Source organism: Streptomyces sp. NPDC047017, from assembly GCF_040644175.1.
Lineage (GTDB): Bacteria > Actinomycetota > Actinomycetes > Streptomycetales > Streptomycetaceae > Streptomyces.
Window position 1 is genome coordinate 1 of record NZ_JBEYVW010000034.1, and the last position, 14,458, is coordinate 14,458.

13 protein-coding genes and 1 pseudogene are annotated in these 14,458 nt (G+C 70.0%); 5 read left to right on the forward strand and 9 right to left on the reverse strand.

Annotation, left to right across the window (positions count from 1 at the left end; translation table 11 throughout):
- Window positions 1–749: 749 nt before the first annotated feature.
- Complete coding sequence (locus ABZ858_RS35950) at window positions 750–1,685, reverse strand: NmrA family NAD(P)-binding protein (protein WP_361388818.1); 936 nt, start codon at window positions 1,683–1,685, stop codon at window positions 750–752.
- Between the two features lie 108 nt (window positions 1,686–1,793).
- On the opposite strand from ABZ858_RS35950, the gene ABZ858_RS35955 reads away from it, so the two are divergent.
- The gene (locus ABZ858_RS35955) at window positions 1,794–2,357 is read left to right on the forward strand and encodes a TetR/AcrR family transcriptional regulator (protein ID WP_361388821.1); all 564 of its coding nucleotides are present in this window, start codon (window positions 1,794–1,796) and stop codon (window positions 2,355–2,357) included.
- Between the two features lie 28 nt (window positions 2,358–2,385).
- On the opposite strand, the gene ABZ858_RS35960 is transcribed toward ABZ858_RS35955, so the two are convergent.
- Window positions 2,386–2,943, reverse strand: coding sequence for an N-acetyltransferase family protein (locus ABZ858_RS35960; protein ID WP_361388824.1), 558 nt, complete (start codon window positions 2,941–2,943; stop codon window positions 2,386–2,388).
- A 103-nt stretch (window positions 2,944–3,046) separates the two neighbouring features.
- Between ABZ858_RS35960 and ABZ858_RS35965 the strand changes: the two genes are divergently transcribed.
- The gene (locus tag ABZ858_RS35965; RefSeq protein WP_361388827.1) at window positions 3,047–3,925 is read left to right on the forward strand and encodes a LysR family transcriptional regulator; all 879 of its coding nucleotides are present in this window, start codon (window positions 3,047–3,049) and stop codon (window positions 3,923–3,925) included.
- Window positions 3,926–3,940: 15 nt separating this feature from the next.
- Here ABZ858_RS35965 and ABZ858_RS35970 read toward each other — a convergent pair whose 3' ends face one another.
- The 3 genes from ABZ858_RS35970 to ABZ858_RS35980 form a co-directional block, all read right to left on the reverse strand.
- On the reverse strand, window positions 3,941–4,333 hold the full coding sequence (locus ABZ858_RS35970; RefSeq protein WP_361388830.1) for a DUF2267 domain-containing protein: 393 nt from the start codon (window positions 4,331–4,333) through the stop codon (window positions 3,941–3,943).
- Window positions 4,334–4,411: 78 nt separating this feature from the next.
- On the reverse strand, window positions 4,412–4,927 hold the full coding sequence (locus ABZ858_RS35975; protein ID WP_361388833.1) for a hemerythrin domain-containing protein: 516 nt from the start codon (window positions 4,925–4,927) through the stop codon (window positions 4,412–4,414).
- A 710-nt stretch (window positions 4,928–5,637) separates the two neighbouring features.
- Window positions 5,638–6,153, reverse strand: coding sequence for a hypothetical protein (locus ABZ858_RS35980; protein ID WP_361388836.1), 516 nt, complete (start codon window positions 6,151–6,153; stop codon window positions 5,638–5,640).
- A gap of 250 nt (window positions 6,154–6,403) precedes the next feature.
- On the opposite strand from ABZ858_RS35980, the gene ABZ858_RS35985 reads away from it, so the two are divergent.
- Together ABZ858_RS35985 and ABZ858_RS35990 are read left to right on the forward strand one after the other, a co-directional pair.
- Window positions 6,404–9,349: a BTAD domain-containing putative transcriptional regulator gene (locus ABZ858_RS35985; protein ID WP_361388839.1), complete on the forward strand. Its 2,946-nt coding sequence runs from the start codon at window positions 6,404–6,406 to the stop codon at window positions 9,347–9,349.
- 63 nt (window positions 9,350–9,412) lie between these two features.
- A pseudogene (locus tag ABZ858_RS35990) lies at window positions 9,413–9,580 on the forward strand (aldo/keto reductase); the annotation flags it as partial.
- Between the two features lie 233 nt (window positions 9,581–9,813).
- Here ABZ858_RS35990 and ABZ858_RS35995 read toward each other — a convergent pair.
- Genes ABZ858_RS35995 through ABZ858_RS36010 form a run of 4 tightly spaced genes read right to left on the reverse strand, consistent with a single transcriptional unit; the run spans window position 9,814 to window position 13,244 of the window.
- Window positions 9,814–10,506: an alpha/beta hydrolase gene (locus tag ABZ858_RS35995; protein WP_361388842.1), complete on the reverse strand. Its 693-nt coding sequence runs from the start codon at window positions 10,504–10,506 to the stop codon at window positions 9,814–9,816.
- Entirely contained in the window at window positions 10,506–10,868 is a 363-nt protein-coding gene (locus ABZ858_RS36000) for a hypothetical protein (protein ID WP_361388845.1), read from the reverse strand. The genes ABZ858_RS35995 and ABZ858_RS36000 overlap by 1 nt, the downstream gene beginning before the upstream one ends.
- A complete protein-coding gene (locus tag ABZ858_RS36005; protein ID WP_361388848.1) occupies window positions 10,858–11,718 on the reverse strand; it encodes a Rid family hydrolase in 861 nt (286 codons plus the stop codon). The genes ABZ858_RS36000 and ABZ858_RS36005 overlap by 11 nt, the downstream gene beginning before the upstream one ends.
- Window positions 11,719–11,720: 2 nt before the next feature.
- Entirely contained in the window at window positions 11,721–13,244 is a 1,524-nt protein-coding gene (locus ABZ858_RS36010) for a monooxygenase (protein WP_361388851.1), read from the reverse strand.
- 65 nt (window positions 13,245–13,309) lie between these two features.
- Between ABZ858_RS36010 and ABZ858_RS36015 the strand changes: the two genes are divergently transcribed.
- Window positions 13,310–13,984 carry a TetR/AcrR family transcriptional regulator gene (locus ABZ858_RS36015; RefSeq protein WP_361388854.1) on the forward strand — a complete coding sequence of 225 codons (675 nt, stop codon included), beginning with the start codon at window positions 13,310–13,312 and terminating at the stop codon, window positions 13,982–13,984.
- The last annotated feature ends 474 nt before the right edge of the window (window positions 13,985–14,458 follow it).

Sequence of the window (14,458 nt, forward strand, 5' to 3'; positions counted from 1 at the left end):
CACCTGGCAGGACCCGGCCGCCGACCGGGCGGCCGTCGACTGGCTGCGCCGGTTGTACCGCGACGTGTTCGCGGCGACCGGAGCGCGCGGTCTGCTCCGCAGACACGACGCGCCGCCGCTACGCGGCGGAAACAGGAATTGCTCCGCAATTCCAAATTCCGGCTCCGCCGGAATTCCTGGCCAACTCCGTTGGCCACGGCCCGAATTCGCTCCGCGATTCGATCCAAAACGGGATTCGCTCCGCGAATCCCTCCTGCTAGCTACACAAGAAGTTCGGTCAATTTCGTTCCTCTCCCGTACTTCTGACAGATTGTCAGGAATACTGTTCTGCCTGTTATCGCTCCCCCAGGCCCGTGCTCTCCACTCTTGAACAGAGCTCCACTCTGAAGCTCGTGCTGCGCTGCAAGGGTGTGAGGAAGTAAAAGCTGTGGAGCTTCCGAGAGATCGACCCTCCTCTGCAAGCGCGAGGCTTCTCGGAGCGGTCGAGGCCGGGATGCGGTCCTCGACCCTCTGCTGCGCGATCGGCTGCGCCCTCAACAGCTCTTCCTGCTTGGTGCCATAGGTGTTGATCGTCGGTATCGACTTGCCTTCAGGGATGGCGACCTCGTCTTGGAGCGCCTGTCAGGCCGTGTTGTCTGCCGAGGTGTACACACGTCTCGGTCGACCGGCCTGCACCCTAATCTGGTGGCGGCGGTCTCTTGTGACCACTTCTACGCCCCAGGCGACTCACCTGGATCAACGTCGGGTTCTCACGAAGAGCAGTTTGCACGGGAAGACAGGTGCGTCCGTGCCCACTGCTCGAAGCTGGTGAGGTCGATGCCCAGTGCGCGGGCGAAGCGGGGGCGGGCCGGTTGGCCGACGGCGTCCAGGAACGCGTGAGCGGCGCCCATGGCGGGCATGCCTGCGGCGCGGGCCTCATTCGCGGTCATGTCCGGCGCTGACAGCGGAACGCCCAGCACCTGCGAAAGGGTTCTCGCGATCTGTGTCATGGTCAGGTAGTCGCCGGCCAGTTCCAGTTCCACGCGATGGAACCGGTCCGGGTCCGACAGGGCGGCTGCGACGGCTCGGCCTATGTCCTGCGCCGCCACAAGGGCCAGGTGGGTGTCCGGTTTGACGACGGTGACCAGGCCGCCTTCGAGGCCACAGGGAAAGTAGAACCGCATGGCCGGATCGAGGTTTTCCATGAAGAACGACGGCTTGATCAGCGTCCAGCGGGGAAAGCCTATTTCTCGCAGACGGTCCTGGATGGCCGCTTTCGTTCCCAACGGGGCCTCCATCATGGCCCAGCGTCCTTCCGCCCAGCCCGGCGCCCGGGTGTGCCGGCCCACGCCGCTGGTTGTGGACTGCACGAACTGGTGCACTCCCGCGGCCTTCGCGGCGGCCATGAGGTTGTACGCCTGGCGGACCTCACCGTCGAAGTCGACGCCCTGGTCGGTGAATGCGGGCATCTGCACGGAGTAGACAGCGCGGACGCCGTCCACGGCCGCCGCCAGAGTCGCGGCGTCGGTCAGGTCGCCCACGACCAGGCGCGCGCCGAGTTCTTGGATGGCGCGCGCACGAGGTGTACGGGGGTCACGGACCAGGGCGCGCACGGGTACGCCCTGCGAGAGCAGCGCGCGGGCGGTGGCGCCTCCTTGCCGTCCGGTGGCGCCGGTGACGAGAACGGGTGTCGCAGCAGGGATCATCGGAGCGTCTCTCCTCAGTGGTCACACCCACCAAAACGGCGCGGCCCGCCGTTTTCTCTCGGCTAGAATATGGCGGGCCCCGCCGCTTAGCAATGTTGGAGCAGTGCCATGACCGGCCAGCGTTCGGATGCCCGCCGCAACTACGCCCGTGTCCTCGCCGTGGCCGTGACCGAGGTCGCCGCTCACGGGGCACAGGCTTCCCTGGAACAGATCGCCCGCAGCGCGGGAGTCGGGTCAGCCACCGTGCGCCGTCACTTCCCCACCCGCAAGGACCTGCTCGAAGCCGTCTTCCAGCAGCGCGTTCACGCCCTGTGCGACCTCGCCCGTACTCTCTGCGGCGAGAGCGACAGCCGGGCCTCTCTCCTGACCTGGCTGCGCGAGCTGCTCACCTACTCCCTCGACGCACGGGGCCTGGCCGGCTTTCTCACCTATGTGCCCCTCGGCGACGAAGACGCTCATCATTCCTGCGCCGCGACCATCGAGGACGCCGTCGCACCCCTGCTGCGCAAGGCCGTCGCCGACCAGACCGTACGGGCGGACACCACCCCCCACGACCTGATCACCCTCATCGTCGGCATCGCGCTGGCCACCGAGAACCACACCGCCCCGGCCGTGCAAGCAGAGCGAGTTCTCCGGCTCACCGTCGAGGGGCTCAGCCCCACCCGCACCTGACCACTGCCGACGCCCCTCCGCCGCGCGATCACGGAACCGTTCCGTTCCGTTCTGGTCCCGAGGACGGGACGGACTGGAGGCGTTGCATCCACAAGGAACTCAGGTACTGACCGTTCTTCACGGCGTACTCGTGGAAGGTCCCGATCTCGGCAAAGCCGAACTTGCGGTGCAAGGCCACCGACATGTCGTTGGGCAGGGCAATGCCGGCGAGGATCACGTGTACAGGCTCGTCAGCCAGAAGACCGAAGAGCGCACGGTACAGGGCACTTCCCCACCCTTGTCCCCTACTCCCCTCGCCGAGCCCGACGCTCACCTCGACCGTTTCCCGGAAAGCGTCCTGATCGCGGTAGCGCTGGCTGCAGGCGTAACCGAGGACCTGACCACCGCGGCGGGCGACGAGCATCCGATACGGACCTGTTCCCGCGAATTGCGCGAACCAGTCCCACCGCTCCTCCAGACACTGCGGCCTGGTGGCGAACCGGGCGTGCGAGGTCGCGGCCATGTGATCCTGGAGGGCGACGATCCCAGGCAGATCACGCGCCGTCGCAGGGACCAGTTCGACAGCGCCCTCGTGGATTTCACGCAAGAGAAACTCCTCATCTCTACGGGAATGTCACACCGGCACGCTATGAGCGCCGCCTGCCACGCAGAACCCCTTGATCCGAGGGCACTGGCCATAGGGTGTGCCTATGGCTTTGGAACTCGCGGATCTGCGCGTCTTCGTCACCGCCGCGTCCGTCGGCTCGCTGTCCGCCGCAGCACGTGCGCTGCGGGTCGCACAGCCGTCCGTCAGCGAGCGGTTGCGCAGGCTGGAGCGGCTCGTCGGTCAGCCACTGCTCGACCGGTCGAGCCGAGGAGTGTCACTGACGCCTGCGGGGGAACGGCTGCTGCCCCACGCGGAGCGATGCCTGGATCTGGCGGCCCGGGCCCTGGACATCGCGCGGGAGGACGACACCCAGGGCACCCTGCACGTGACCACCCACACCAGCTACGCACCGCTGGCCGTCCCCTTCGTCATCGGTGCGCTGCAGCCGCTCAGCTACGCCGTCGTGGTCGACGACCAGCACAGTCAGGACGCGCTCCAACGAGTGGCCACGGGCACGACCGACATCGCCATCACTCTGCCGGTGCCGCACGCCCACGAGGTACGGATGCGCAAGTTCCGCAGCGAGCCGGTCATCGCGGTCTGTCACCTGGGCCACCCGCTCGCGGCACACCGCTCCTGCGACATCGCGCGGTTGAGCGGCCACCCTCTCGCCGTGAACTTCTGGGGCAGCGGTGCGAGCCTTTTCCACGAACAGCTCCTGGACGCCCCCACCCGCGCGCACCAGCTCTACCGCATCAGCTCCGCCGAGACCGCAGCCGATCTCGCGCGCTCCGGGCAGGCCGTCGCCGTTCTCACCCGTGCCACGGTCGAACGCGACCTCGTCGCCGGCACCCTGGTCGAACTCGACGTGAGCGACATGCCCGAGTGGCACGTCGACCTCATGGCAGCCCACCACCGCGAACGCGCCGCCGAGCCCGCCATCGCCGCCGTCATCAACGCCCTGGACCGCCTCGGGCCCTGACGCACCGCCCCAGGTTCAGCCGGGATCTGTGCAGCCGAACAAGCCCGCGTGTCCCGGCGGCAGTTGGGTGAGGAGGCGACGCAGCAGCGCGTCGTCGGTCACTTGGGCGAGCGTGGGGAGTACGGCGTCGATCTGACGCCTGGCCTCGGCGAGTTCCTCGTTGCTGCGGTCGGCCACGGCTTCCACGAAGGACACGGGTGTCAGCGGTTCGGTGGCCGGTTCTGTCTGGGTCAGCAGTGGCCCGCACCCGCCGGGCAGCACGTGGGCCAGATCTGTGCGGTCGTCGCCCACCAGGTGGGCGCCGAGCACCTCCAGCACGTTCTGGACGGCCCGGGCTGCCTGTTGCGTCCCTTCATAGCCTGCGCGTTCGGTGACCTGGGTGAGGAAGGTATCCAGGTTCCAGTCCATGACAACTCCTGCCGTGAGTCAGGTTCTCCACGCCGTCCCGCGTCCGTGGCCACCGGAGGGCGGGCACGGACGATGCGTTCAGGCGGGGGTGGCGGCCTCGATCATGCTGTACACGTGGGCGACGGTGCCGCAGTGTGCTGCCAGCAGATCCGCGCGCGTCCGGGCGAAGCCGGCGCCGAGTTCCTTCCGGCAGCGGTGGCTGAGGCTCTCGCGTACCCGGTTGACGAGGGTGCGTTCCTCCTCGTCGGTGTGGCGGGCGGTGACCGAGGCCATCTGCTGCAGCCGCCAGTCCCATTCGGCGGAGCCGATCTCGCGTACTTGCAGGAGCGCGAAGAGAACCTTGACGGCTTCCTGGTGTGCTGTCTCGACGTGCTCGACGATGTCGGCGCCCTCGAAGGTGGCGAGGACGGGATGCACCGACACCTTCTCCGCCTCACCGTGCGCGATCATCAAATGCGCGAATTCGTTGAGCGTGGCCTGGCGGTCGGCCTCGACGCTGCGCATCAGGCGGAGCAGGTCCTCCATCGTCCGGTGATCCCTGAGAATCAGTTCGACGACATCCTGGTGCGGTGTCATGGGATGCGGCGGTGTCATGAAATGCACCTTCCTCCCTGCAGTGGACTTCACCTCCCGCTACCCGCCGCCCTATGAGGGATGCAACTTTTACCCCGTTTGCCGTACATCGCCAGCTCCACTGTCCGGCCGGCGCGGTAACGGACGCACCGGTCCGCGAGGACCTGCCGCGCATTCGTGCGGTCGGCGAGCCCCGACCAGCCGGGCGGACTCCCAGCAGGTGGTGGCCGGCCAAGCGGCGGACAGCCGGACGTTCTCACCGCGCCCGGACCAGGTCGACCGGGGCCGAGACTGCTTGCAGCTCCTCCGACGGCCAGGACCCGCGACCCGCCCCCGCCCCCGCCCCCGCCGGCCCACCCTTCACGTTTACCTGCGAGGCTGCTGGTCGCCTACGCCTCGGCGCTCGACGCGTACGGCGCAGCGAAGAGTGTCTTGGCCGCCCCGCCTCCCGCAGTGCGGTTGAGGCGGACGTCGCCGTGCGGCAGGTTCTGGCCGAGGGGCATCAGGCGCCGGCGGACCTTGACGCCCGCAAGGCGGGCCGACCGGTGCGCCGGTCCGCCCCGCCCTGCTTCTTCGACGGCAGACACGGTCAGTCCGTCACGGAGATTCTGTGGCCCAGTCAGCGGCGGCGGGTGGGGCGTCGTCCGCTGCACCGGTAGCAGGGCCGGCACCGCCGGACTCACCCGCGACAGCCCTGCGACTGCGGCTGCCCTGGCGTCACGGACACGAACCTAGTGCGCTCCGATGGTGGTCCTCGGGCTCTGTACGTCGCCGTAGTACTTGCCGTTCAGCCAGTACCCGGTGGAGACGACGTACGTGCCCGCCGGCGCGTTCCAGTATTCGCTGTACCCGGCCGCCCCTCCACCGGTTCCCGCGACGGTGCTGCCGTCCCCGGTGGAGACTCCGGACCCGCAGCCGAAGTCGTGAGCCCACTTACCGGTGCTGACGTTGATCGCGTGCGCGCAGTACACCACGCTGGTGCCGGAGTAGTTCTGGAACGGGATCGAGGCGGAGACGGTGTAGCCGTTGTTCTCGACCCAGTAGCAGGAGTCGATCGCGATGTGGTCGGTGACGGGCGCGTACTTGCCCGTGGTCCACGACCGGCACGCGTTCGCGCTGTACGCCGGGGAGACGACGTGGCCGGCGGACGACGGGGTGGCGGCCTGGGCGCCGGACGCTGTGAGGAGGCTGCCGGCCAGGGAGGCCGCGACGGCTGCCGAGACGGCGAGTGCTTTCTTGAAACTCATGGGTACCTTCCAGTCTTCCAGTGTCGACGTTCGTGCGTGGTCCGCGAGACCGGTGAGCGTGCGCCTCGTTCCTCGTCCGGCGCATTCCGGCGCTGGTGACGGCCTTCGGCTCGGATCGACTGCCACGGCCGGGCGTGGCCGAGTGACCCGGGGGTGACGCTATGGACACGGGTCCGTCGGTCGTCCTAGGTTCGTCCTAGTGCCAGGTCAGCCAGGGAATCGACGCTGAACGCGAAGTGCCGGGGGGACCATGAGGTTTGGTGTGCTGGGGCCGTTGCACGCCCGGATCACCGGGCGTGACGTCCGGCTCGACGGACCGCGGCAGGCCAAGATGCTGGCCGCGCTTCTGGTCGACGCCAACGATGTCGTCGCCGTGGAACGGCTCGTCGCCGTGATGTGGGACGACGGTAAGGCACCCGCCACCGCGGTCCGCCAGGTCCAGGACGCTCTGTCCGGGCTGCGCCGCAACCTCGCCGCGTGCGGAGCACCCGGCTCCTTGATCAGCACGCGCCGCGGCGGCTACCAGATCCACCTGGCCCCGGACCAGCTCGACCTGCTGGAGTTCGACCGCGAGCGGCACGTCGCCGAACGGCACAAGGCCCCGTCCGAGACCGCTGCCGCGTTGCGGCGCGCGCTGGCCTGCTGGCGCGGGAACGCCCTGGTCGACATCTCCAGCCGGGTCCTGGAGTTCGACGCGGCACAGCTGAACGAGAAGCGTGCCGCCACGCACAAATTATGTCTGGGTATCGAACTCGACCTGGGGCGTCATCGTGAGGTCATCGAGGAGCTGACCACCCTGCGAGGCGAGCATCCCTACGACGAGCAGGTCGCGGAGCACTTGATGGTCGCCCTCTACCGGTGCAGGCGACAGGGCGAGGCGCTGCAGGTGTACGAACGGCTGCGCCAGACACTGGCGGCCGAACTCGGCGTCGACCCCACCCCGCCGATCCAGGTGCTGCATCGGCGCATCCTGGTCGCCGATCCCGCCCTGGCGGCCCCTGCCCCGGCGAGCGGTCCCCCGGACACGCGACCGGAAGGTCCTGGCGTGGCGGCGGCCACCGAACCGGAACCGGACATGGCCATGCCGGTCCGCCAACTGCCCCTCGATGTACCTGACTTCGTGGGCCGTGCCGACGCGCTGGCCGAGGTCGCCCGGTTGCTCGACGTGACGGCGCCGAACCGGGCCCCGGTGGCCGTCATCGTGGGCGGTCCCGGTGTCGGCAAGTCCTGTCTCGTCGCGCATGCCGCGCGGCTGGCGAGCGCCGCCTTCCCCGACGGCCAGCTCTACCTCGACCTCGCCGGGACATCGTACGAGCCGCGGGACCCGGCACTGATGCTGGCCGAGGCGCTGCGCGCGCTCTCGATCGCCGGCAGCGCGATCCCGAACGGTCTGTCCGAACGGGCCGCGCTCTACCGGTCGTTGCTGGCGGACCGCCGGATGCTGGTGGTGCTGGACGATGCCGGTCAGGCCGGTCAAGTGCTGCCGTTGCTGCCGGGGGCCGACGGCTGTGCCGTACTGATCACCAGCCGCGCTCTGCTGACGCAGCTTCCCGGCGCCCGGCACATCGACCTGGACATGCTGAGCCAGGCGGAGGCGCGGGAGTTGTTCACCGGCATCGTGGGGCGGCGGCGGGTCGAGCGGGAACCGGCGGAGGCCGACGCCATCCTCGACTGCTGCGGCAATCTACCGCTGGCCATCCGGATCGCCAGCGCCAAGCTCACCGGCCGCCCGGCCTGGACCCTGCGGGTGCTGCGGGAACGGATCGAGGACGAGTCCCGGCGGCTGGCCGAGCTGAGGATCGGGGATCTCAGCGTGCGAGCCAGCGTCGAACTGAGCGTGCGGCTGCTGCCGGCCGAGGCGGTGCGCGCGCTGTGCCTGCTGGGCCTGCTCGGCCCCTACACCCTGCCCGGCTGGGTGTTCGGCCCGCTGCTGGACCGCCCGGACGCCGACGACGTGCTGGACACCCTCGTCGACGCCAGCCTGGTACGGCTCACCGCCACCGATGCCATCGGCCAGCCGCGCTACCGCCTGCACGACCTGATCAGGACCTGTGCCGTGGAGATCGCCGCCCAGCTGCCGGAAGCGGACAAGAGGGACGCGATGGTCCGGGTGCTGTCCGCCTGGCTCGATCTGGCAGGGCGCGGCACCGATCGGCTGCCGGCCGGGCTGCTGGCCGGCGAGCCCGGTCCGGCGCCCCGCCTGTCGCTGCCCGACGCGGTCGTGGACCGGCTGCTGGCCGACCCGGTCGGCTGGTTCGACGTGGAACGCGACACCCTGCTCGGCGCGGTCAGACTGGCCGCGGACTGGGGCCTGCACGAGCTGGCGTGGGAGCTGACGGCCGGCACGGTGACCTACTACGACCACCGGTGCCTGTACCAGGACTGGGAGCACGGGCACCAGCTCGCGCTGGAGGCGGCCGAGACCGCCGGCGACCGGCGCGGCGCGTCGGTGCTGCTGCGCGGACTCGGCCAACTGCACATCTACCGGGACGAGTTCGACGGGGCGACCCGTGCGCTGCAGTCCTCCGTCTCGCTGTGCCAGGACAGCGAGGACAAGCGGGGAGAGGCGTTGTCGGTGGCGATGCTGGGTACGGTCAGCCGGGTGCAGGGCCGTTTCGACGAGGCCGCCGGTCGTGTCGAGCGGGCGCTGGCCATCGCAGTCGGTGAGGGCGACCGGCACCTTGAGGCGCAGCTGTCCTGTTCGATGGCCGTGATGCGGCTCATGCACGGCGAACTCGACGAGGCGGAGACCTGGTTCGGCGAGGCCCTGCGCCAGGCCGGAGCGCTTGAGGACGGGCATCGCGTGGCAGTCGTGCTGCGGCGGTTCAGCCGCCTGCACGATCAGCGCGGTGATCCGGACGAGGCGCTGCGCTGCCTGTGTCAGGCGCTGGCCACCTTCGAGGAACTGGCCGACGAGCGGTGCGCCGCGTACACCCTGCTGGAAGTCGGCCGCGTCCACGCCGGTCAGCACGACCGGGACCGGGCGAGCCCGGCGTTGGAACGCGCGGCGGACCTGTTCCACCGGCACGGCGACCGCCAGGACGAGGCCGCGTGCTGGCAGCTGATCGGTGACCTCGACGCCGCCGCCGGTGTCCACCACCTGGCGCGCCGGCATCGCGAGCGGGCGCAGCGGCTGTGGCAGACCATCGGTGACAGGCACCAGACGAAGGCTACGACGCCGCCATCGTCGCCGTGACGCGGCCGCGTTCGCCGTGCCGTCGCGCGTGCGCTACCGGAGAGCCGCGACTACGACCTTCGCGCCATCGATGAACTCAGGAAGGTCACCGCAGCCAAGGGCATCATCACGGCCCAGCTCACGCTGGCCTGGCTGCTGCACCAGGGCGGCGGCATCGTCCCGATCTCCGGCACGCGCAGTGCCACCACCCGGGTGCAGGAGAGCGCCGGTGCCGCCGCAGTCGGACTCACGGACACCGGCCTCAGCCATATCATCGGTCTCCTGCCCCGCCGCTCGGCAGGCGGCCGCCCTTCACGGTTTCTCGCTCCATTGAATCGGCTCTCCAGAGCGGCGGCACGGGCGCGGAGACCACGCCCGTGCCGCCCGTTATGCCGGTCAGCCGCCTGGAGGCCGGCCGTCCCTCTGTGTGCCGTGCGAAGTAGGCGACCTGTTGTCTGTGTACCGAAGCAGCAACGCACAACCTCTCAGCTTGTCCGGTCGAGCGCCGCGCACAGGCGCTCGTGGTCGGTGATGGGCGCCAGATGGGCGGCGCCCTCGATGGTCAGGACCCGGGCCCCGCGTCGTAGCGCCGTATCAGCCGCGTCGGCGAAAAAGGGTGACGCTCCGAACCTTATGTACGTCATGTACGTCGTCGCCAGGTGAGGGTGGCCGGGGGCGGGGCCGGGCAGGGGCTCTTCGTGGGTGGCGCGGCTCAGCGGCCGGGCCCTGGCGGTCACCCACTTGAGGTCGGCCGGTGTGAGCCCCATGGTCTCGAAGCCGAAAGGCGGGATCAGCCATGCCTCCCGCACCGGCCGCGAGGCGGCAGCGGCATCACACGCCTCGCGCAGAACAGGTTGGAGGTCGAAGGCGGACTGGCCCGGCGAGGGCAAGTACGCGTCCAGGTACACGAGTTGCCGGATGCGGTGCGGTCGCTCGTATCCTGCGCCGGTGATGACCATGCCCCCGTAGCTGTGGCCCACGAGGACCACGTTGGTGAGATCGTGTCTGTCCAGCAGAGCGACGATCTCGGCGATGTGGGTGCTCAGTCCGACGCCGGGTGCGGCCGGGGCGAGTGAGGGGCACAGGACGATGTGGCCGGACGCCCGCAGCACGGGGGCGACCCGCTCCCACGCCCAGCCGCCGAGCCACGAACCGTGCACGAGCACGAAGGTGGCCATCAGCGCTCCGGCTCGGCCTTGGCCCTGGCCGCCCAGGAGGAGCGGATGTCCCGCAGGATCCACTTCAGGCGGTCGTCGGGGATCAGGAAACCGCCGACTCCGGACGAGAACAGCACGTCGTACACGCGCTGCGACGCCTCGGTGAGCCGCTCCCCGAAGTCCTCGTCGTCCTCCGGTTTCGCGGGGAGCAGGATGACGATGGTGTCGTCCTGTTGTTCCACCGCCTCGACGGCGAAGTCCTCGCGCGGGTGGTGCCCCGACTCCTCGCACAGGACTGTTTTCGGGTCGGCGACGAGCCTCTCCCGGTAGGCGCTGTCGTTGACGAGCCGAAGGGTGTGGAGGGTGCCGGCGTCATGATTCATGGCTGCTCCGCGTCGTACCAGTACCGGTCGGGGCTTCGAGGAAACTTCGGCGCATGGCCAGCAACTCGGTCTTGAGCCGTTCGGGCAGCAGCCAGACGAAGTTGTCCCCGCTGCGCCACAGATCCATGAGGTTCACGGGTTCACGGCGGTCCGGCTCGTCCGGCCGCTTCGCGGGTGGGACGACGTAGTACAGAGTGTCGCGTTTCTGCAGCCTGACCTGCACCTTGATACCCGGGGTCACGCGCACGCCCATCGACGCCAGAGCCTCCAGGGGCTCGCGCTCCAGTCGCGCGGCGAAGGACGGGTCCTCCCAGGCACGGCGGGTGAGTGCCGTTTCGAGATCTTGGTCTTGGTCCGTGGAGGGCGTCTTGCGGCTCCCGTGGGGCTCCCGGGCCCTGGCATGCTCGTTCGCCGCGGTCTCGTCGGCCGGTACGGCTCGGTCATGGCTCCCTCGTCCGGGGAGCGCGGCGACCACTTGGACCTCGATGAGGTATTCCGGGGCGAAGAGCGCGGGCACGCCCACCAGCGTGCTCGCAGGTGCTTGCGAGACACCGGCCCGCAGCGGCCCGAAGATCGCGGGCAACAGCTCCGGGGTGTAGGCGACCACATAGACGGTCTCTTCGATGATGTCGTCGCGGGTGGCACCGACCGCAGCGAGTGCGGCGTCGAGGTTACGTGCGATCTGTGCCGCCTGGGCCCCGTGGTCGCCGATCCCCACGGGCCGTCCTTGCGCATCCCAGGCGACCTGCCCGGAGAGATGCACGAGCCGGGCTCCGTCGACGGTGACGACCTGGCTGATCTGGTCGGACGGGTTGTGCACGGACGGCGGACTGACGCGGTTCACAGACATGATCAGCTCCTTGAGGAAGGCGTACCGGCCCAGGTGGTCAGCGCCTGGACCCGCTCGTCGCCGCGTGCGTCGCCGTCGGTGGTACGGGTGGCCCACGCAACGTGGCCGTCGGGGCGTACGAGAACCTCGGTCACCCCGTCGAGGTCCGCGTGCTCGTCGTACTTGTCGACGGTGACGGCCGTGACCCGCGAGCCCCAGCCCGCACCGACGGCCTCGCGAAGGGCCGGGTCCCCGGTCAGCGCGAGCAGGACGAAGCGGCCATGGGTGAGCAGTTCGTACACCCGGATCGCCTCCGAACCGGCGGCGGTCAGCCCGACATCGGGCATACGCCGCCCCACCAGCGGATCGGCGCCCGGGTCCGCCGCCGGATAGTGGGTGCCGAGCGCGGAGACCTGATCGGCGAGCCGGCGGTTGACCTCGGCCATGCCCAGCAGCTGGTCGAGGAGCCCTCGCAGGGCCGCGGCCGGACGCTGGTACTGCGAGACCAGCGTCAGCTCCGCCAGCAGCGTCTGGACCTCGGTGTTCTCGGTCACCGACCGGCCGACCGGCCGGCGCTCCCCGTCGTAACTGTCCAGCAGCCCGGGCGGGGCCCAGCCGCGCACCGCGGCGGCCAGTTTCCAACCCAGGTTCATGGCGTCCTGGAGCCCGGTGTTGAGCCCCTGGCCGGCCGCGGGGAAGTGGATGTGGGCGGCGTCGCCAGCCAGCAGGACGCGTCCCGAACGGTAGCTCTCCGCGAGCCGGGTGGCGTTGCCGAAACGCGACAGCCAGCGGGGCTCGGCGACCCCGCAGTCGGAGCCGGTGACGCGGGTGAGCGACGTGCGGAACTCCTCCAGGGTCACGGGCTCCCGGGCCGGCACCCGTATCCGCTCCGGGTCCAGGTAGACGAACCGGGTGAGCCCTTCCTCCAGCGGCGCGACAATCACGCCGCGGGCCCGTGCCGCGTCGAGGGCGCCGGGCTGCGGGTCGACGACCGCGAAGTCCCCGAGCACCCCGGTCAGGGTCTCGTCAGTGCCGGGGAAGCCGATCCGTACGGCCTGCCGCACGACGCTGCGCCCGCCGTCGCACCCGACCGCGTACAGGGCACGTACGGTCTCGGTGCCGCCGCCGGGGACACGCACCTCCACCTCGACCCCGCCGCCGTCCTGGCTCACGCCGAGGGTCTCGTATCCCCGGCTGATCTCCACCCCCAGCTCGTGTGCCCGCTCCTCGAGGATCGCCTCGGTGCGCGCCTGGGCCAGGAAGAGGGTGTAGCCGTGCCGGGAGTCGAGGGCGCTGAAGTCCAGCTGGGTGCGCAGCCCCGCGAAGTGCCAGCCCGGCATGGTCCGACCGAGCGGGAGGAACCGGTCGAGCAGCCCTCGCTGGTCCATCAGTTCCACGCTGCGCGGGTGCAGACTCAGCGCCCGCGAATTGCGCTGCGGTTCGGTGCGGCGCTCCAGGACGCGGGTCCGTACGCCCGCCAGTGCCAGCTCGCAGGCGAGCATCAGCCCGGTCGGGCCCGCGCCTACGACGATCACATCGGTGTTCATCGGAGATGTCCTCCCATATTTAGTGAACAGCGTTCACGTGAACGGTGTTCAGTATAGTGAGGTCCATGAGCACCCCGTCAAGCCCGACAAGCCCGACCAGAGGCCGGCCCGCCCGGCTCAGCCAGGGCCGCACCGTCCAGACCGCCCTCGACCTGCTGAACGAGTCCGGGCTCGACGCGTTGACCATGCGCCGGCTCGCCGATGCGCTGGACGTCCGGGCCGGTGCGCTGTACCGCTACTTCGCGACCAAGCAGGACCTGCTCACCGCGATGGCAGAGCGGATGGTCGGCGGTGTCGGCGACGCCGCCGGGCCGGCGGGGGACGGCGACTGGAGCGAGAGAGCGGCGCGCCTCGCCCGCGCGCTGCGTACGGCCCTGCTCGCCCATCGCGACGGCGCACGCGTCTTCGCCGGTACGCACGCGACCGGCCCGAACACCCTGGGCTTCGCCGACAGCCTCGTCGGCGTGCTGCGTGAGGCGGGTTTCGGTGACGGCGAAGCGGCGCGGGCGCTCTACTCGGTGACCAACTTCACCGTCGGCCACACCCTGGAGGAACAGGCCGCCCTCCAGCCGGGGGACGGGGGGCCCACCGATGCGGGGGTGCTGCACGAGGCGGTGGCGGCAGGGACGTATCCGCACCTCGCCGCCGCCCTGCCGGTGCTCACCAGTACGGACTTCGCGGCGCACTTCGAGTTCGGACTGCGGCTGCTCCTGGACGGACTGCGTGCCGTCCAGCGGTGAGCCCTGCGCGAGCGGCTGCGCCGCAAGGAGATCTGGGGGTGGTCAGCGCGGACAAGATGCGCCGGGCTCGGCGTGCTGGACACCACGCTGCCGAAGCTGCCCTGGCCGCCATAACACCGGACATTCACAAGCTTCGGCGGCGATACTCCCCCCACCCCGACATCTCTTCGTCTCCCGTTCTTACTGCGGGAGGTTGTCCGTCGCAGGCGTCGGTGACCGTGGCGGTCAGGAAGCGTACGACTCCGCGGGGTGCTCGCTCGCGGTGTCGCGGATCGGACCGGGCAGATCGACGGTCTCCGCCCCTCGTTCTGTGCGCACCGCACAGCGGGATCCAGGGAGAGTGCCTGCCGATGGAACCGGGCTCCGGCTCCGGGATGACCTGGCGACGGCGGCTGCGGGGCTGGAATGGAGCCGGTGTCCGGCAGTGGCTGCATGAGGGCCGGCCGGGCGGTACCGGCCCCCGTTGTCGGCAGC